The 18,870-nt window shown below is 60.1% G+C and carries 20 protein-coding genes; all 20 read left to right on the plus strand.

Features of this window, described 5'->3' with window-relative positions; translation table 11 throughout:
- The first annotated feature begins 26 nt into the window (after positions 1-26).
- On the plus strand, positions 27-374 hold the full coding sequence (locus tag AB4P94_RS15260) for an Hpt domain-containing protein (RefSeq protein WP_395611220.1): 348 nt from the start codon (positions 27-29) through the stop codon (positions 372-374).
- A gap of 764 nt (positions 375-1,138) precedes the next feature.
- Positions 1,139-2,488, plus strand: coding sequence for a flagellar hook-length control protein FliK (locus tag AB4P94_RS15265; RefSeq protein ID WP_395611221.1), 1,350 nt, complete (start codon positions 1,139-1,141; stop codon positions 2,486-2,488).
- 214 nt (positions 2,489-2,702) lie between these two features.
- The gene (gene fliL / locus AB4P94_RS15270; protein WP_395611222.1) at positions 2,703-3,203 is read left to right on the plus strand and encodes a flagellar basal body-associated protein FliL; all 501 of its coding nucleotides are present in this window, start codon (positions 2,703-2,705) and stop codon (positions 3,201-3,203) included.
- 9 nt (positions 3,204-3,212) lie between these two features.
- Entirely contained in the window at positions 3,213-4,181 is a 969-nt protein-coding gene (fliM, locus tag AB4P94_RS15275; protein ID WP_016973408.1) for a flagellar motor switch protein FliM, read from the plus strand.
- Between the two features lie 34 nt (positions 4,182-4,215).
- On the plus strand, positions 4,216-4,683 hold the full coding sequence (fliN, locus tag AB4P94_RS15280; protein WP_395611223.1) for a flagellar motor switch protein FliN: 468 nt from the start codon (positions 4,216-4,218) through the stop codon (positions 4,681-4,683).
- 1 nt (position 4,684) lies between these two features.
- Positions 4,685-5,125 (plus strand): flagellar biosynthetic protein FliO, encoded by a 441-nt coding sequence (gene fliO, locus AB4P94_RS15285; RefSeq protein WP_395611224.1) that lies wholly within the window; start codon positions 4,685-4,687, stop codon positions 5,123-5,125.
- The gene (gene fliP, locus AB4P94_RS15290; protein WP_395611225.1) at positions 5,125-5,868 is read left to right on the plus strand and encodes a flagellar type III secretion system pore protein FliP; all 744 of its coding nucleotides are present in this window, start codon (positions 5,125-5,127) and stop codon (positions 5,866-5,868) included. The genes fliO and fliP overlap by 1 nt, the downstream gene beginning before the upstream one ends.
- A 4-nt stretch (positions 5,869-5,872) precedes the next feature.
- Complete coding sequence (fliQ, locus tag AB4P94_RS15295; RefSeq protein WP_003214552.1) at positions 5,873-6,142, plus strand: flagellar biosynthesis protein FliQ; 270 nt, start codon at positions 5,873-5,875, stop codon at positions 6,140-6,142.
- 4 nt (positions 6,143-6,146) lie between these two features.
- Complete coding sequence (gene fliR / locus AB4P94_RS15300; protein WP_017255699.1) at positions 6,147-6,932, plus strand: flagellar biosynthetic protein FliR; 786 nt, start codon at positions 6,147-6,149, stop codon at positions 6,930-6,932.
- A 3-nt stretch (positions 6,933-6,935) separates the two neighbouring features.
- On the plus strand, positions 6,936-8,072 hold the full coding sequence (gene flhB / locus AB4P94_RS15305; RefSeq protein ID WP_395611226.1) for a flagellar biosynthesis protein FlhB: 1,137 nt from the start codon (positions 6,936-6,938) through the stop codon (positions 8,070-8,072).
- Positions 8,073-8,238: 166 nt separating this feature from the next.
- Positions 8,239-8,439 (plus strand): cold-shock protein, encoded by a 201-nt coding sequence (locus AB4P94_RS15310; RefSeq protein WP_395611227.1) that lies wholly within the window; start codon positions 8,239-8,241, stop codon positions 8,437-8,439.
- Between the two features lie 33 nt (positions 8,440-8,472).
- Complete coding sequence (locus AB4P94_RS15315; RefSeq protein ID WP_395611228.1) at positions 8,473-8,682, plus strand: cold-shock protein; 210 nt, start codon at positions 8,473-8,475, stop codon at positions 8,680-8,682.
- Between the two features lie 362 nt (positions 8,683-9,044).
- Positions 9,045-9,992: an IS110 family transposase gene (locus tag AB4P94_RS15320; protein WP_395607597.1), complete on the plus strand. Its 948-nt coding sequence runs from the start codon at positions 9,045-9,047 to the stop codon at positions 9,990-9,992.
- Between the two features lie 171 nt (positions 9,993-10,163).
- Positions 10,164-12,278 carry a flagellar biosynthesis protein FlhA gene (gene flhA, locus AB4P94_RS15325; RefSeq protein ID WP_395611337.1) on the plus strand — a complete coding sequence of 705 codons (2,115 nt, stop codon included), beginning with the start codon at positions 10,164-10,166 and terminating at the stop codon, positions 12,276-12,278.
- 11 nt (positions 12,279-12,289) lie between these two features.
- Positions 12,290-13,606: a flagellar biosynthesis protein FlhF gene (flhF, locus tag AB4P94_RS15330; protein WP_395611229.1), complete on the plus strand. Its 1,317-nt coding sequence runs from the start codon at positions 12,290-12,292 to the stop codon at positions 13,604-13,606.
- 104 nt (positions 13,607-13,710) lie between these two features.
- Entirely contained in the window at positions 13,711-14,544 is an 834-nt protein-coding gene (gene fleN / locus AB4P94_RS15335; protein WP_003192912.1) for a flagellar synthesis regulator FleN, read from the plus strand.
- On the plus strand, positions 14,541-15,281 hold the full coding sequence (gene fliA, locus AB4P94_RS15340; protein ID WP_016973417.1) for an RNA polymerase sigma factor FliA: 741 nt from the start codon (positions 14,541-14,543) through the stop codon (positions 15,279-15,281). The genes fleN and fliA overlap by 4 nt, the downstream gene beginning before the upstream one ends.
- 168 nt (positions 15,282-15,449) lie before the next feature.
- The gene (locus tag AB4P94_RS15345; RefSeq protein ID WP_005790040.1) at positions 15,450-15,824 is read left to right on the plus strand and encodes a chemotaxis response regulator CheY; all 375 of its coding nucleotides are present in this window, start codon (positions 15,450-15,452) and stop codon (positions 15,822-15,824) included.
- An 18-nt stretch (positions 15,825-15,842) separates the two neighbouring features.
- Positions 15,843-16,631 carry a protein phosphatase CheZ gene (locus AB4P94_RS15350; RefSeq protein ID WP_395611230.1) on the plus strand — a complete coding sequence of 263 codons (789 nt, stop codon included), beginning with the start codon at positions 15,843-15,845 and terminating at the stop codon, positions 16,629-16,631.
- A gap of 11 nt (positions 16,632-16,642) precedes the next feature.
- Positions 16,643-18,838, plus strand: coding sequence for a chemotaxis protein CheA (locus tag AB4P94_RS15355; protein ID WP_395611231.1), 2,196 nt, complete (start codon positions 16,643-16,645; stop codon positions 18,836-18,838).
- Positions 18,839-18,870 lie beyond the last annotated feature (32 nt).

Here is an 18,870-nt window from a genome sequence, read left to right on the forward strand (position 1 = left end):
CCGATTCTTGATCAAGGAGCGAGCAAGTGGCCGAGATTCATCTGGACCCCGACGTGTTGTCGGGTTTGCAGGAGGTGATGGAGGGCGAGTATCCCAAGTTGCTGGATACCTTTCTCGATGACTCGCAAAAGCGTGTGGAGGCATTGCGCAAGGCGCGTGATGATGCCAAGGCGCTGGGGCGGATTGCCCATAGTTTCAAGGGCAGCAGCGGCAACCTTGGGGCAGTGCGGTTGGCGCAGTTGTGCCAGCGGTTGGAGGTTGAGTCGGTGGGCACGGCGGCTGCGGATCTTGGGGCGTTGGTGGATCAGATTGATCTTGAGTTCGCTTTGGTTCGGCCGATGTATGAGTCGGAGCGGGAGCGGTTTCAGGTTTAGGTTTTGTTTTGTGTACATATCCGTTACTGCGGTAACGGCGGCTTATGGTTCCGCCCTTACGGCGGGTCACTTTGAAAAGCGCAAAGTAACCAAACGCTCTTGCCCCTACACTCGGCACCTCGCTCACGCTCGGTGTGCCCTCACTCCGGCAGGACGTCGGGTTGCCCACGGATTCAAGCCTGCGTTCGGCCAGCGTGTTTAACGGGGCGCCTCAGATCAAGATCAAAAGCAAGAGCGCGGCGGCCTGACAGCCGGCCTGAGTGGTTGGATCAAAGGCGCTGTTTTTGCCAGGGCAGATCGCGTTTCTTCAGGCAAATGAACATCCAACTGTGGGAGCGGGCTTGCTCGCGAATGCGGTGGGTCAGTCAGCATATTTGTAACTGATAGACCGCATTCGCGAGCAAGCCCGCTCCCACATTTTTGACCGAGTAAGACTTAAATATCTGCACAAATCTGCTTCTCTGTGGGAGCTGGCTTGCCTGCGATGCAGGCACCTCGGTACATCAGGCACACCCAGTTGATGCCATCGCAGGCAAGCCAGCTCCCACACCAACTGCTTTTGATCTACACCACTCAGGCCGGCTGTCACGGGACAGGCCCATGCTTACTTTTGCGCTGTTCAAAAGTGAGCCGCCGTAAGGGCGGAACCAATATCAGCCCCCCACAAATACCGGATATTCACCACAAACCAAAACCTGGCCCAACTCTTGCTCTACCTCCCAATACTGCATCCCCGATCCCCAATGCAGTGGAGACCCTTACCTATGCCAGTCGCCCCGAACTCGCTTCTTCAGGCTGCCCCCGCGGCCAAGCCTCAAGCGCCTGCCCCGACCCCTGCGGTGGCGGCTGCGGACCCGCGTGACAAGGCCCCTGGCTTCGCCCAGGTGTTCGCCAGCCAAGGCTCAAAACCGACAGTAAAAACCGACGACACCCCGGCCAAGCCCACGCGGGACAAGCCTTCTGACGCAAGCGCCAAGCCTGCGGCCAGCAACGACAAGCCTGCCACCAGCACGCCAGCGGTTGCCGATAGCGGCAATCCCTTGCCTGCCACGCCGCCGGCCAAGTCCGACGACAGTGCGAGCACTGACGACGACAAAACCACTGACCCGACCGTTGCGCAGCAGCCCCCGGCAGACCCGGTCGTCGACCCGGCGGTGATTGCCGCCGTCACGCCGGTGGTCGTTCCGGTACCCGTGCAAACACCGGCACCTGCCGCAACCACTCAGGACGACAAGGCCCAGCCCGTCGTCGCAGCGCCCGTCGCCGCCACCGAAGATGCCAAGCAGCCCGCGTTCGACCCCACAGCCGATCCGCTGGATTCGATGCCCGCCGTGCGCCTGGCGATGGAGCAGGGCGGCCATGTGTCGGCCAGTAGCCAGACCCCGCAGAAAACCACCCCGACCACCCCGCAGGATCAACCGACCGCTGCGCAGAACTTTGCCGCCGGCCTGGCCAATATGGTCGACCAGCAAGCCACCAAAGACAGCACTGACGGCGGTGACAAAGCCTTCAGCGGTTTGATCGACGGCGGCCTCAAGGATTTGAAGGACGCCAGCAGCGATACTCGGGTTGACGATTTCGCCAATCGCCTGGCCGCGCTGACCCAGGCCGCCACGCCGAAAACCGCAAATGCCTTGCCGCCGGTAGCCAACGCGCCGCTGGCGATGCATCAAAGTGGCTGGACCGAAGAGGTGGTCAACCGCGTGATGTACCTCTCCAGCGCCAACCTCAAGTCGGCGGAGATCCAGTTGCAGCCGGCTGAGCTGGGGCGCCTGGATATCAAGGTCAACATGACGGCGGACCAGCAGGCTCAGGTGACGTTCATGAGTGGTCACGCGGTGGTGCGCGAAGCGTTGGAAACTCAATCTGGCCGCCTGCGTGAGATGTTCGCCCAGCAGGGCATGGGGCAGGTGGACGTTAATGTGTCCGACCAGTCCCGTGGCTGGCAGGGGCAAGGCCAGGAGCAACAGCAGCAGAACCAGGCGCGCGGCGTGAGTGGCGGCGGCGGGCGTGGGGATAGCGGTGACGCGGGTGATCATCCGGAGGTGGCTGCGGCCGTCGCACCGGTGATCCAGAGCGTGATTGGTTCCAGCGCGGTTGATTACTACGCCTGACTTGTGCCAAACACAGGTCTAAATGTGGGAGCGGGCTTGCTCGCGAATGCGCAAGTTCAGTCAGCACATCTATGACTGATAGGCCGCATTCGCGAGCAAGCCCGCTCCCACATTTGATTTGTGCTGCACCCTCTACACCAGACAACTCTGGCATAACACTTGCTCTTGCCTTTGCGTAGATCTATGAATCCCAGAATAGTGACGGATTATTGGCATGGCGAAGAGCGACGACGCAGCAAAACCACCTGCAGCCAAGGGCAAGCTCAAGCTTATCCTGTTGATCGTGCTGGGCGTGCTCCTGGCCGTCGGCGCCTCGATTGGCGGCACCTGGTACATCATGCACAGCAGCGCCAGCAAACCGGCCCCCGCCGCCGAAACCGCCACTAACGTCAAGCAACCGGCAATCTTCGAGCCGATGCTTCCGGCCTTTGTCGCCAACTTCAACCAGAACGGTCGTCAACGCTACCTGCAGGTGAGCATCACCTTGCTGGCGCGTAACCAGGCGGACCTGGATGCGCTCAAAGTGCACATGCCGGTGATCCGCAACAACCTGGTGATGCTGTTCTCCGGTCAGAGCTTCGACAGCCTGGCCACGCCCGTCGGCCAGGAAATGCTGCGTCAGAAGGTCACTGCCAGCGTGCAGGAAGTGGCCCAGAAAGAGCTTGGCAAAGTCGTGGTCGAGCAGGCGCTCTTCACTAACTTCGTATTGCAGTAGGATCACGACATGGCCGTGCAAGACCTGCTGTCCCAGGATGAAATCGACGCGCTGCTGCATGGCGTCGACGATGGTCTGGTACAGACCGAAATGGCTGCCGAGCCCGGCAGCGTCAAAAGTTATGACCTGACCAGCCAGGATCGCATCGTCCGTGGACGCATGCCGACGCTGGAGATGATCAACGAACGTTTTGCCCGCTACACCCGTATCAGCATGTTCAACATGCTGCGCCGCTCGGCGGACGTGGCGGTGGGTGGCGTGCAGGTGATGAAGTTCGGTGAATACGTGCACTCGCTGTACGTGCCCACCAGCCTCAACCTGGTCAAGATCAAGCCGCTGCGCGGCACCGCGCTGTTCATCCTCGACGCCAAGCTGGTGTTCAAGCTGGTGGACAACTTCTTCGGCGGCGACGGCCGTCACGCCAAGATCGAAGGCCGTGAATTCACCCCCACCGAACTGCGCGTGGTGCGCATGGTGCTCGAGCAAGCCTTCATCGACTTGAAGGAAGCCTGGCAGGCGATCATGGAAGTCAATTTCGAGTACATCAACTCGGAAGTGAACCCGGCCATGGCCAATATCGTCGGCCCCAGCGAAGCCATTGTGGTCTCCACCTTCCACATCGAACTCGATGGCGGTGGCGGCGACCTGCACGTGACCATGCCGTATTCGATGATCGAACCGGTGCGCGAGATGCTCGACGCCGGGTTTCAGTCCGACCTCGACGACCAGGACGAACGCTGGGTCAAGGCCCTGCGCGAAGACCTGCTGGACGTCGACGTGCCTTTAAGCGCCACTGTGGCCCGTCGCCAGCTGCGTTTGCGCGATATTTTGCACATGCAGCCGGGGGATGTGATCCCCGTGGAATTGCCGGACGAACTGATCATGCGCGCCAACGGTGTACCGTCGTTCAAGGTCAAGCTGGGTTCCCACAAAGGCAACCTGGCGTTGCAAGTGATCGAACCGATCAACCGCCGCTGATCACTCTTACTTTTTGCTGCGCCGAGGACATGTAATGGCTACCGAACACGAAAACACTTCCGCCGAAGACCAGGCCCTGGCTGACGAATGGGCTGCGGCCCTGGAAGAAACCGGCGATGTAGGCCAGGACGATATCGACGCGCTGCTCGCCGCCGACGCTGCCACCTCGCCCGCCGGCAACCGCCTGCCGATGGAAGAATTCGGCAGCGTGCCGAAGAACAACGAGCCGGTGACCCTTGATGGCCCGAACCTGGATGTGATCCTCGACATTCCGGTATCGATCTCCATGGAAGTGGGCAGCACCGAAATCAACATCCGCAACCTGTTGCAACTCAACCAGGGTTCGGTGATCGAGTTGGACCGCCTGGCCGGTGAGCCGCTGGACGTGCTGGTCAACGGCACGCTGATCGCCCATGGCGAGGTGGTGGTGGTCAACGAGAAGTTCGGCATCCGCCTGACGGACGTGATCAGCCCGAGCGAACGCATCAAGAAGTTGCGCTGAGATGAAGTATTCGATGGCGGGACTGTTTCTGGCGCTGCCATTGAGCGCCTTGGCGGCTGAGCCGGTGGCCCAGGCGGCAGCGGCTGCGCCGGTGGTCAGCAGTGGCATTGGCGGGCAGTTGACCCAGTTGGTGCTGGGTTTGCTGCTGGTGGTTGGCCTGATTTTTGTGTTGGCCTGGCTGATGCGCCGCGTGCAGCGTATCGGGCCGGGCAATGGCCAGGTGATCGAGATGGTCGGCTCGCGCGCCCTCGGCCCGCGTGATCGTTTGGTGCTGGTGCAGGTGGGCGATGAGCAGATTCTGCTCGGCATCACGCCCGGGCGCATCACGCCGTTGCACGTGCTCAAGACGCCGGTGGAGGTGGCCAAGACCGAGGCTGCCACGCCTGAATTCGCCCAGCGCCTGATGGAATTGCTGGGCAAGGATCAGAAGGATAAAAAGTAATGCGCGTTTTGTTGACGCTCATGCTGTTGCTGGCTGCGCCGTTGGCGTTTGCGGCCGACCCGTTGTCGATCCCGGCGATTACCCTGGGCACCAACGCGGCCGGGGCGCAGGAATATTCGGTCAGCCTGCAGATCCTGCTGATCATGACGGCGCTGAGCTTTATCCCGGCGTTCGTCATGCTGATGACCAGCTTCACGCGGATCATCATTGTGTTTTCGATTTTGCGTCAGGCCCTGGGCCTGCAGCAGACGCCGTCGAACCAGATCCTCACCGGCATGGCCTTGTTCCTGACGCTGTTCATCATGGCGCCGGTGTTTGACAAGGTGAACCAGCAAGCCCTGCAACCCTATTTGGCGGAAAAGCTCACTGCGCAGGCTGCCGTTGAAAAAGCCCAGGGCCCGATCAAGGATTTCATGCTGTCGCAAACCCGCTCCAGCGACCTTGAGCTGTTCATGCGCCTGTCCAAGCGCACCGACATCGCCACGCCGGATCAGGCGCCGCTGACCATCCTCGTGCCTGCGTTCGTCACCTCGGAACTGAAAACCGCGTTCCAGATCGGCTTCATGATCTTCATCCCGTTCCTGATCATCGACCTGGTGGTGGCGAGCGTGCTGATGGCGATGGGTATGATGATGCTGTCGCCGCTGATCATTTCGTTGCCGTTCAAGATCATGTTGTTTGTGCTGGTGGACGGCTGGGCGCTGATTATCGGCACCCTGGCCAGCAGTTTCGGCGGGGTATAGCGCGATGACGCCAGAAGTTGCGGTCGACCTGTTCCGTGAAGCGTTGTGGCTGACCACCATGATGGTCGCCGTGCTGGTGGTGCCGAGCCTGTTGGTCGGCCTGCTGGTGGCGATGTTCCAGGCCGCGACCCAGATCAACGAACAGACCTTGAGCTTCCTGCCGCGCCTGCTGGTGATGCTGATCACCCTGATCGTCGCCGGCCCTTGGCTGGTGCAAACTTTCATGGAATACATCCTGCAGCTGTACGGCAGTATTCCGCAGTTGATCGGCTGACCGGATGCAGTCCGTCCTGGCCTTGACTGACACCCAGATCAGCACCTGGGTGGCGTCTTTCATCCTGCCGATGTTCCGCGTCACGGCCGTACTGATGACCATGCCGGTGTTTGGCACCACCCTGGTTCCGCGCCGTATCCGCCTGTATTTCGCCTTTGCCATCACTGTGGTGATCGTCCCCGGGTTGCCGCCGATGCCGCCGGTGAATGCCCTGGACCTGAGTGCCTTGTTGCTGATTGCCGAACAGATCCTGATCGGTGCGCTGATGGGCTTCTCGCTCACGCTGTTTTTTCAGGCGTTCGTGATTGCCGGGCAAATCATTTCGATCCAGATGGGCATGGGCTTCGCGTCCATGGTCGACCCCACCAACGGCGTGTCGGTGGCAGTGATCGGGCAATTCCTGACCATGCTGGTGACCCTGATTTTCCTGTCGATGAACGGCCACTTGGTGGTGTTCGAGGTCATGACCGAAAGCTTCACCACCCTGCCGGTGGGCTCGGGGCTGGTGGTCAGTCACTTCTGGGAACTGGTGGGGCGCCTGAGCTGGGTGCTGGGCGCCTCGCTGTTGCTGGTGTTGCCGGCGATCACCGCGCTGCTGGTGGTCAACATCGCGTTTGGCGTGATGACCCGCGCGGCGCCGCAACTGAACATCTTCTCGATTGGTTTCCCCCTGACGCTGGTGTTGGGCATGGGGATTTTCTGGATCGGCATGGCCGACATTCTCAATCAGTATCAACCGCTGGCGACCGACGCCTTGCAGTTTTTACGTGACTTGGCACGGGCGCGTTAAGCCATGGCCGAGAGCGAGAGTGGCCAGGACAAAACAGAAGACCCCACGGAGAAACGCAAAAAGGACTCCAGGGAAAAGGGCGAGATTGCCCGCTCCAAAGAACTCAATACCCTGGCGGTGATGCTCGCCGGCGCCGGTGGCCTGCTGATCTACGGCGGCGGCCTGGCGCTGGACCTGATGGAGCTGATGAAGCTCAACTTCTCTTTGCCCCGCGAAGTATTGCTCAGCCCTGGCGCGATGGGGTTGTACCTTTTGCATTCGGGCAAAATCGCGATTCTGGCGGTGCAGCCGGTGCTGATCACCTTGCTGCTGGCGGCGTTGATCGGGCCGGTGTCTCTCGGCGGTTGGCTGTTTGCGCCGGGCAGCATGGCGCCCAAATTCAGTCGCATGAACCCCGGGCCCGGGCTCAAGCGGATGTTTTCCAGCAAGGCGTTGATTGAGCTGCTCAAGGCGCTGGCCAAATTCATCCTGATTCTGTTTGTGGCGCTGACCGTGTTGTCGTCCGACATCGACGACTTGTTGCGCATCGCCCACGAGCCGCTCGAGTCGGCGATCATTCACAGCCTGCAGCTGGTGGGTTGGAGTTCGTTGTGGATGGCCTGCGGGCTGATCATCATTGCCGCCGTGGACGCACCGATCCAGCTGTGGGAGGCCCACAAAAAACTGCTGATGACCAAGCAGGAAGTGCGCGACGAGCACAAGGATCAGGAGGGCCGGCCTGAGGTCAAGCAGCGCATTCGCCAGCTGCAGCGCGAAATGTCCCAGCGCAAGATGATGGCGGCGGTGCCCGACGCCGACGTGGTCATCACCAACCCGACCCACTACGCCGTGGCCCTCAAGTACGACCCGGAAAAGGGTGGCGCGCCGATGCTGCTGGCCAAGGGTAGTGACTTCACCGCGCTGAAAATCCGCGAAATCGCCGTGGCCAACGACATCCTGTTGCTGGAGTCGCCGGAGTTGGCGCGGTCGATCTTCTACTCCACCGATCTGGACCAGGAAATCCCTGCCGGCCTGTACCTCGCCGTGGCGCAGGTATTGGCCTATGTCTATCAAATCCGCCAATACCGCGCGGGCAAGGGCAAGCGCCCGGATCCGCTCAAGGATCTGCCGATTCCGCCGGAATTGCGCCGCGACGCCTGATTTTCTGCGTTTGAGCTACGCTCAGACCGGCAGAATTGACACCGTTCCATTCGTCTGAAACCCCGCCCTGACTGTCAATGTTGACAGTAGCCAGCGCCACCGCCTCGCGGTTCCATGACGCCAGACACCTGCGCACATGCAGTCACTAGATGCAGAGGACAGTGCCATGGAAGCAATGACAGGCACCATTAAGTCGTATGACCGGAGAACCGGCGAGGGCTTCATTGTGCTCGATGGCGAGCGCGAGCCGGTACGGCTGGACCTCAAGAGTTCGGAGGGTGTTTGGCTGAAAAAAGGCCAGCGTGTGCAATGCGCCAGAATCCACCGCCCCAAGGGTGTTTTTGCATTCGGCGTCAGGCTTATCTAACGAATTTTCGAATGAAAAGGCAGGAGGGCAGACATGGCGACCGGCACAGTGAAGTGGTTCAACGAGGCCAAGGGGTTTGGGTTTATTCTCCAGGACGACGGAGGGCCTGAGGTTTTTGTGCACTATTCGGCAATCAATGCCCATGGATTCAAAAAGCTGAGTGAGGGGCAAAAAGTCCAATTTGACGTGACTCAAGGCCAAAAAGGCCCTCAAGCCGAGAACGTGCAACCTTCCCCGCAATGATTGTTCCCACGCTCTCGCGCAGGAACGCACCCCGTGACGTTCTGCGTCACCCTTCCTGAATCAACCCCGAACCCAATGTGGGAGCTGGCTTGCCTGCGATGCAGACACCTCGGTCTTTCAGACACATCGAGTAGATGCCATCGCAGGCAAGCCAGCTTGTATGCTAGGACTTGAAGGGAGGAGGAGGGACAAAGCCAGATTCTGACTGTTGGCGCAGTACAGACCGTGGGAGATTTCGCCCCTCCTCCTTTCACCCAAGCGCCGATAAAGAATGCATCTGGCTATGACCGACGATAGGAACAAGCCTGCGCCTCTGGGTGAGCCCTTCAAGTGCTCAAAACCTTAGCCCGGAGGAAGTCACTATGGCAATGCCAGTTCCCGTCTCCAAGCCGATTGTTGGTATTGATGTCGCAAAAAATGAATTGGTGATTTATCACGCCGATCTCGATCTTTTGGAAGCAATCCCGAATACCAAAGCCGCTATCAAAAAGTGGCTGAGGGCTTTACCAGGCAGCGTTGCTATCGCCATTGAGGCCACCAACACCTACCACTTGGAGTTTGCTGATCTGGCCTATGAAGCTGGCTGCGTTATCTACATGGTCGGTGGTTATGAACTCAGTCATTACCGCAAAAGTGTGAAGGTTCGTGCCAAAACTGATGCCCTGGATGCCCAATTACTAGCACGGTATTTGCGAAAAGAAGCCGACGAGCTTCACCCCTGGACACCGCCGTCCCCTCTTTATCGCCAACTGTTAAGCCTTTTCCGCCGCCGTGCCGCCCTGGTTCAAGCTCGCGTTAGCCTGACGCAAAGCTGGGCGAATGAACCGCTGTTGAAGGCCTCTTTTGCCGAGCAAATGAAGTCGATGCAAAGACTTGAAGGATTGATCGAAAAAATGATCAGCGATCGACTGAAAGAGGCTGGGTTACTGGGCCAACTCAAACGTTGCATGAGCGTTGAAGGTATCGGTTTTTTGACCGGGGCTCGCTTGATTACCAGCTTCCAGCGAGGGGACTTTAGAAACGCGGACGCATTTATCGCTTTCTTGGGTATGGACTTGCGCGTCTCCAAGTCCGGGCAGAAAGATAATCGGCGCAGTTTAAGCAAGCGCGGCGACTCAGAAGCGCGGCGCCTTCTGCATAACGCAGCAATGGCGGCTAGCCGGACTGCAGCATGGAAGGAGTTTTACCAGGCGCAGCGGGCACGGGGATATAGCACCACTCAGGTACTGGTAATGTTGGCTCGCAAGCTTGCTCGGGTGGTATTTGCCTTGCTGAAAGGGCAAAACGAATACCAACCGAAGGTTGGTTGAGGGTTGCCCCCAACCATAGAATCTCCCACAGATGAATCGGTTACCCCTCGACGATCGTCGCCCTGAAACCAAAGTTGGAAGGCTTCTTGCAATACCGCCTTCAAGACGCCCCTCGGCGTCAAAACTTTGCTTCAAGGAACACGAGGAATACCGGTGGTAGATCGCTCTCAAATGCTCAGCACGGCCCGTGGCACCCTGACTGACCTGTCGCGGGGCAACCTGGGTGTGCCGTTGTTGTTGCTGGTGATGCTGGCAATGATGATGTTGCCGATGCCGCCGTTCCTGCTCGACGTGTTCTTCACCTTCAACATTGCCCTGTCCGTCGTGGTACTGCTGGTGTGCGTATACGCCCTGCGGCCGCTGGATTTCGCGGTGTTTCCGACCATTCTGCTGGTGGCCACCCTGCTGCGGCTGGCGTTGAACGTGGCCTCGACCCGTGTGGTCATGCTCCACGGCCAGGACGGCCACGCCGCCGCCGGCAAGGTGATCCAGGCCTTTGGTGAGGTGGTGATCGGCGGTAACTACGTGGTCGGTATCGTGGTGTTTGCGATCCTGATGATCATCAACTTCGTGGTGGTCACCAAGGGCGCCGGGCGCATTTCCGAGGTGAGCGCGCGGTTTACCCTGGATGCCATGCCCGGCAAGCAGATGGCCATCGACGCCGACCTCAACGCTGGCCTGATCGATCAGAACCAGGCCAAGTCCCGTCGCCTGGAAGTCGCCCAGGAGGCCGAGTTCTACGGTTCGATGGACGGTGCGAGCAAATTCGTGCGCGGTGACGCCATCGCCGGCCTGCTGATTTTGTTCATCAACCTCATCGGCGGCATGGCGGTCGGTATCTTCCAGCACGGCATGACCTTTGGCGATGCGGGCAAGGTGTACGCTTTGCTGACCATCGGTGACGGTTTAGTGGCGCAATTGCCATCACTGTTGTTATCTACAGCGGCGGCCATCATGGTGACCCGTGCTTCGGGCTCCGAAGACATGGGCAAGCAGATCAGCCGCCAGATGTTCGCCTCGCCAAAAGCGTTGGCTGTGGCAGCGGGCATCATGGCGATCATGGGCATCGTGCCCGGCATGCCGCACGTGTCGTTCCTGAGCATGGCGGCCATGGCGGCCGGCGCGGCCTACCTGTTCTGGCGCAAGCAAAATGCGGTGAAGGTGCTGGCGCAACAAGAGATCGCCCGCCAGCAGGATTTGCTGCCGTCTCCGGCCCGTGCCCAGGAAACCAAGGAGTTGGGCTGGGATGACGTGACCCCGATCGACATGATCGGCCTGGAAGTGGGCTACCGCCTGATTCCGCTGGTGGACCGCAACCAGGGTGGCCAACTGCTCGCGCGGATCAAGGGCGTGCGCAAAAAACTGTCGCAGGACCTGGGTTTCCTGATGCCCACCGTGCATATCCGCGACAATCTCGACCTGGCGCCCAGCGCCTATCGCCTGACGCTGATGGGCGTGATCCTGGCCGAAGCCGAGATCTACCCGGACCGCGAGCTGGCGATCAACCCCGGCCAGGTGTTCGGTACGCTTAATGGCATTACCGCCAAAGATCCGGCTTTCGGCCTGGAAGCGGTGTGGATCGAAGTCAGCCAGCGCAGCCAGGCGCAGTCCCTCGGTTACACCGTGGTGGACGCCAGCACGGTGGTCGCCACCCACCTCAACCAGATTCTGTACAAGCACTCCCACGAGCTGATCGGCCACGAGGAAGTCCAGCAATTGATGGGTTTGCTGGCCAAGGCCTCGCCAAAACTGGCCGAAGAACTGGTGCCGGGCGTGCTGTCGCTGTCGCAATTGCTCAAGGTGTTGCAAGCCTTGCTGGCCGAGCAGGTGCCCGTGCGCGACATCCGCAGCATTGCCGAGGCCATCGCCAACAATGCCGCCAAGAGTCAAGATACTGCCGCTCTGGTGGCTGCGGTGCGTGTCGGCTTGTCCCGCGCCATCGTGCAAAGCATTGTAGGCGTTGAGTCTGAGCTGCCTGTGATCACCCTGGAGCCAAGGTTGGAACAAATATTGCTCAACAGTATTCAGAAGGCCGGGCTTGGCCAGGAAGAGGGCGTTCTGCTGGAACCAAGCATGGCTGAAAAACTGCAGCGTTCGTTGATCGAAGCCGCTCAGCGTCAGGAAATGGCGGGCCACCCGGTGATTCTGCTGGTGGCAGGCCCGGTTCGAGCGATGTTGTCGCGGTTTGGTCGCCTGGCAGTTCCGAATTTGCACGTTTTGGCTTATCAGGAAATTCCTGACAACAAGCAAGTGACTATCGTCGCGACAGTAGGGCCCAACGGCTGAGGTAGTGGGTTATGCAAGTTAAGCGTTTTTTCGCCGCCGATATGCGTCAGGCCATGAAACTGGTACGTGATGAGCTGGGCGCCGATGCCGCGATTATCGGAAACCGCCGCATTGCCGGCGGTGTCGAGCTGACGGCTGCCCTGGATTACACGCCCCAGGCCTTGGCGCCGCGCGTGCCGAACATGGAGCTCGAAGACGAGCTGCGCAAGACCGCTTCGCGCATTGTCTCGGCCCAGGCTGAACTGAGCATGCGCGGCGACAGCGATGCCACCACCAATCGCCAATTGTTCGCCGGGCTGCCGCTGACGGCGTCCGAGCCTTTGGTCGAGCCAACGTTCAAAGAACCGCCACGTCCTGCTGCGCCAGCCCCGGCCGCTGCGGTTGACCAGCGCGTGTTCGATTCGATGCGCTTTGAACTCAACGGGTTGCGCGAACTGCTGGAAGTGCAGCTTGGCTCGCTGGCGTGGACCCAGCTGCAAGGCAGCAAGCCTGCACAAGCCAACCTGTGGCGCCGCCTGCAACGGATCGGCCTGTCCGGCCCATTGTCCCGCGACCTGCTGGCGCTCACCGCCGAAGTTGAAGAGCCGCGCCAGGCCTGGCGTATGCTGCTGGCCCACTTGGCGCGCATGATCGTCACCCCGGAAATCGAACCCCTGGAAGAGGGCGGTGTAATCGCCATGGTCGGCCCCGCCGGCATGGGCAAGACCACCACCCTGGCCAAGCTGGCCGCGCGTTACGTGCTTAAATACGGCGCGCAGAATATCGCGCTGGTGAGCATGGACAGCTACCGCATCGGCGCTCAGGAACAGCTCAAGACCCTGGGCCGTATCCTCAACGTGCCGGTGACCCACGTCGACCCGGGCCAGTCCCTGGCCAATGCCCTCGACCCGCTGCTGCGCAAACGCGTGGTGCTGATCGATACCGCCGGCCTGCAAGCCAGCGACCCGGCCTTGCGCATGCAACTGGAAAGCCTGGCCGGGCGTGGCATCAAATCAAAGAATTACCTGGTGCTTGCAACCACTAGCCAGAAACAGGTTCTTACCGCTGCGTACCACAGCTACAAGCGCTGCGGCCTGGCCGGTTGCATCCTGACCAAGCTCGACGAAACCGCGAGCCTGGGTGAAGTGTTGAGCCTGGCGATCAGCCATGAATTACCGGTTGCTTACCTGACTGACGGCCCGCGGATTCCGGATGATCTGCATCTGCCGCGCCGTCATCAGTTGGTCAGCCGTGCCGTCAGTGTGCAAATGCAAGAAGAGCCTAGCGAGGAAGCGATGGCTGACATGTTCGCGGACCTTTACCACAACCCGGCAAAACGGGTCGGTTGAGGGCAGTGAACACCGTGAAAAGTATCTACATCGATGGTCTGCAAGCGATTCACGCGGCCAAGCCATGTAGCCTGCGTCTAAGCAAGACAAGGTAAAGAAATAAAATGGGCAGCATGCATCCCGTACAGGTGATCGCGGTGACCGGCGGCAAAGGTGGCGTCGGGAAAACTAACGTGTCAGTGAATTTGTCCCTGGCCCTGGCAGAGCTTGGCCGTCGCGTCATGCTGCTGGATGCTGACCTGGGGTTGGCGAACGTCGACGTTTTGCTGGGGCTGACACCCAAACACACCCTCGCCGATGTGATCGAAGGCCGCTGTGAGCTGCGCGATGTGCTGCTGCAGGGGCCAGGCGGCATTCGCATCGTGCCGGCGGCGTCGGGCACCCAGAGCATGGTGCACCTGAGCCCGGCGCAGCATGCCGGCCTGATTCAGGCATTCAGCGATATCGGCGACAACCTCGACGTGCTGGTGATCGACACCGCCGCCGGGATCGGCGAGTCCGTGGTCAGCTTCGTGCGCGCGGCGCAGGAAGTGTTGCTGGTGGTGTGCGATGAACCCACCTCGATCACCGACGCTTACGCCCTGATCAAACTGCTTAACCGTGACTACGGCATGAACCGCTTCCGTGTGCTGGCCAACATGGCCCAAAGCCCGCAGGAAGGGCGCAACCTGTTCGCCAAGTTGACCAAGGTCACGGATCGCTTCCTCGATGTCGCCTTACAATACGTCGGCGCAGTTCCGTATGACGAGTGTGTGCGCAAGGCCGTGCAAAAGCAGCGTGCGGTCTATGAAGCGTTCCCTCGTTCGAAGTGCGCACTGGCGTTCAAGGCCATTGCCCAGAAGGTCGATACCTGGCCGTTGCCTGCCAACCCGCGGGGGCATCTGGAGTTTTTCGTCGAGCGTTTGGTGCATCAGACGAGCGCAGGACCGGTGCTATGACATCCAGCGGCTACAACCTTTACAAAAAGTCGGCACGTGACAGCCAGGGCGAACTGATCGAGCGCTATGCGCCCCTGGTCAAGCGCATTGCCTATCACTTGCTGGCACGCCTGCCCGCCAGCGTGCAGGTGGAAGACCTGATCCAGGCCGGCATGATCGGCCTGCTCGAAGTGTCGACCAAATACGACGCGAGCAAGGGTGCGAGTTTCGAGACATATGCGGGTATCCGCATCCGTGGCGCGATGCTCGATGAAGTGCGTAAAGGGGATTGGGCGCCGCGTTCGGTACACCGCAACACGCGAATGGTCAGTGACGCGATTCGCGCAATTGAAGCAAAAACCGGCCGTGACGCTAAAGATCATGAAGTTGCGGCCGAACTCCAATTGAGTCTCGACGATTACTACGGGATTTTGAACGATACCTTGGGCAGCCGCCTGTTCAGTTTCGACGACCTGTTGCAGGACGGCGAACACGAAGGGCTGCACGAGGACGGCGCGAGTGCACATCTCGAACCGTCGCGCGACCTGGAAGATGAACGTTTCCAGGGGGCGTTGGCGGAGGCGATTGCCAATTTGCCGGAGCGTGAGCGACTGGTGCTGGCGCTGTACTACGACGAAGAGCTGAACCTCAAGGAAATCGGTGAGGTCCTGGGGGTCAGCGAATCGCGTGTCAGCCAGCTGCATAGCCAGTGCGCAGCCCGCTTGCGGGGACGATTGGGAGAGTGGCGCGCGCGCTGACAGGCAGTGTGGGGACACTGCAGACGCTACCGCGAAGGCTTCACGTTTTCGCGGATCAGTTCCGTGGTGCCCTGGGCAGTCCTTTTTGTGTAACGCCTGTTGATTGAAATGGCGCGTCCAGGTGCTGGGCGCGTTTAAGACTGCTTGGAGGTCGAATTGGACAAGAACATGAAAATCCTCATCGTTGATGACTTCTCAACGATGCGGCGGATCATAAAAAACCTGTTGCGTGACCTTGGGTTCACCAACACGGTCGAGGCGGATGACGGCATTACGGCGATTCCGATCCTCAACAGCGGGAGCATCGACTTTCTGGTAACCGACTGGAACATGCCGGGCATGACCGGTATCGACCTGCTGCGCCACGTGCGTGCGGATGAAAAGCTGCGCAGCCTGCCTGTGCTGATGGTGACCGCTGAAGCCAAGCGTGAACAGATCATTGAAGCCGCCCAAGCCGGGGTCAACGGTTACGTGGTCAAGCCGTTCACGGCGCTGGCACTGAAAGAGAAGATCGAAAAAATCTTCGAACGCATCGGTCATTGATGCTGCCACGGGGGCGCTATGGAGCATAACGAAACGTCACAGGGAGACTTTGAGTCGACCCTGAAAAAGCATGCTCACCAGTTGGTTGAAAGCCTTGAAAAAGGCCAGTTCGGCGACGCGGTGCAGTTGATCCATGAGCTCAACCAGACCCGTGACCGCGGCCTGTATCAGGAAGTGGGCAAGCTCACACGCGAGCTGCACAGTGCGATCGTCAATTTCCAGATTGACCCGCATATGCCCCAGGCCGAAGAGATTTCGCAAATCACCGACGCGACCGAACGCCTGTCCTATGTGGTCAGGCTGACTGAAGCGGCGGCCAACCGCACCATGGACCTGGTGGAAAACGCCACGCCGCTGGTCAACGGTATGGCCAACGAAGCCCAGGCCCTGAGTGTTGACTGGGGCCGCTTCATGCGTCGGGAAGTGGGCGCTGAAGAGTTTCGTGAGCTGGCGCGTCGGGTCGACAGTTTTCTGTCGCGCAGCGAGCAGGAAAACCGCACGGTTTCCAGCAACCTCAACGACATTCTGCTGGCCCAGGATTACCAGGACCTCACCGGTCAGGTGATCAAACGCGTGACCCAACTGGTCACCGAAGTGGAAAGCAATTTGCTCAAACTGGTGCTCATGGCTGGCCAGGTCGATCGTTTTGCCGGTATTGAACATGACCGCGCGGCGATCCTCTCGGAAAAAGATCCAAAAAAACATCTCGCCAAGGGTGAAGGTCCGCAGATTCATGCCGATAAACGTGAAGACGTTGTATCCGGGCAAGACGACGTAGACGATTTGTTGTCCAGTTTAGGCTTCTAAGGAGCACCCACATGAGCTTCGGCGCCGATGAAGAAATCCTTCAGGATTTCCTTGTAGAGGCCGGCGAAATTTTAGAGCAGTTGTCCGAGCAACTGGTCGAGCTGGAAAGCCGACCGGATGATGCGAACCTGCTCAATGCAATTTTTCGCGGTTTTCACACTGTAAAAGGGGGCGCCGGCTTCCTCCAGCTCCATGAGCTGGTGGAGTGCTGCCACATCGCCGAGAACGTGTTCGACATCCTGCGCAAGGGTGAGCGCCACGTTGATTCGGAATTGATGGACGTGATTCTCGAAGCACTGGATGCAGTCAACGGCATGTTCAGCGAAGTGCGCGAACGTGCCCCGATCACCGCGGCTACCCCGGAACTGCTGGCCGCCCTGGCGCGCCTGGCAGAACCCGCCGACACCTCGACGCCGGTTGCCGTTGCAGCCCCCGCGCCGGTGGTGGAAGCCGAGCCGGATGTGACCGACAGCGAGTTCGAACAGCTGCTCAACTCCCTCAGCGCGGTCAAGGCCGAAGCTGAAGCGCCGCGTGCGCCGGTTGCTGCGCCGACCAGCGAAGACATTACCGACGCAGAATTTGAATCCCTGCTCGACCAGCTGCATGGCAAAGGCCAGTTCGCGGCTGACGCCGTGGCCCCTGCCGCAGCCACCGAAGCGCCTGCCGCTTCGGCCAACACCGACATTACCGACGACGAATTCGAAGCATTGCTCGACCAACTGCACGGCAAAGGCACGTTTGTGGCCGAAGCCTTGCCGGAAGTTGCAGCCACCGCCGCCGCGCCGGCGGCCAGCTCTGCGCCTGCACCTGCCGGCGACGGGTTGATCACCGATCACGAATTCGAAGCCCTGCTCGACGAATTGCACGGCAAAGGCAAGTTCACCGAAGTGGCCCCGGCGGCTGCGGTTGCCACGCCAGCACCGGTCGCCGCCAAAGCCGCCGCGCCAGTGGCCGCCAAGCCAGCCCCGGCACCTGCTGCGGCCCCCGCTGCGGCGCGTGCAGCTGCTGCACCGGTGGCCGAAAAACCGGCCAGTGAAGCCGAAACCACCGTGCGCGTTGATACCGCACGCCTGGACGACATCATGAACATGGTCGGCGAACTGGTGCTGGTGCGTAACCGCCTGGTGCGCCTGGGCCTGAACAGCGGCGACGAAGCCATGCAAAAGGCCGTGTCGAACCTCGATGTGGTCACCGCCGACCTGCAAACCGCGGTGATGAAAACCCGGATGCAGCCGATCAAGAAAGTCTTCGGCCGCTTCCCACGGTTGGTTCGCGACCTGGCACGCCAGCTCAAGAAAGAAATCAACCTGGAACTGGTGGGTGAAGAAACCGACCTCGACAAAAACCTGGTCGAGGCCCTGGCCGACCCGCTGGTCCACTTGGTGCGCAACGCCGTCGACCACGGCGTGGAAACCCCGGAAGAACGCGAAGCGTCGGGCAAATCGCGCAACGGCAAGGTGATTCTGGCCGCCGAGCAAGAAGGCGACCATATCCTGCTGTCGATTACTGACGACGGCAAAGGCATGGACCCGGCAATTTTGCGCAATATCGCGGTCAAGCGTGGCGTGATGGACAAGGACGCCGCCGACCGCCTGACCGACACCGAGTGCTACAACCTGATCTTCGCCCCGGGCTTCTCGACCAAGACCGAGATTTCCGACGTGTCCGGCCGTGGCGTCGGCATGGACGTGGTAAAGACCAAGATCAGCCAGCTCAACGGCTCGATCAATATCTACTCGACCAAGGGCCAGGGCTCCAAGATCGTGATCAAGGTGCCGTTGACCCTGGCGATCATGCCGACCCTGATGGTGATGCTGGGCAACCAGGCATTCGCTTTCCCGCTGGTCAACGTCAACGAAATCTTCCACCTCGACCTGTCGCGCACCAACGTGGTGGACGGCCAGGAAGTGGTGATCGTGCGCGACAAGGCGTTGCCACTGTTCTACCTCAAGCGCTGGCTGGTGGCATCGGCCAAGCATGAAGAGCAGCGCGAAGGCCATGTGGTGATTCTTTCCGTGGGCACCCAGCGTATCGGCTTTGTGGTCGATCAACTGGTGGGCCAGGAAGAAGTGGTCATCAAGCCTTTGGGCAAAATGCTGCAGGGAACCCCGGGCATGTCGGGTGCGACCATCACCGGTGACGGCCGGATCGCGCTGATTCTCGACGTCCCGAGCATGCTCAAGCGTTACGCCGCTCGGCGTATTTGATTCTGGTGGGGTAGGGCGGTTTGCCCGCCCCG

This window comes from Pseudomonas sp. B22129 (assembly GCF_044218875.1).
In the GTDB taxonomy this organism is placed as follows: Bacteria; Pseudomonadota; Gammaproteobacteria; order Pseudomonadales; family Pseudomonadaceae; genus Aquipseudomonas.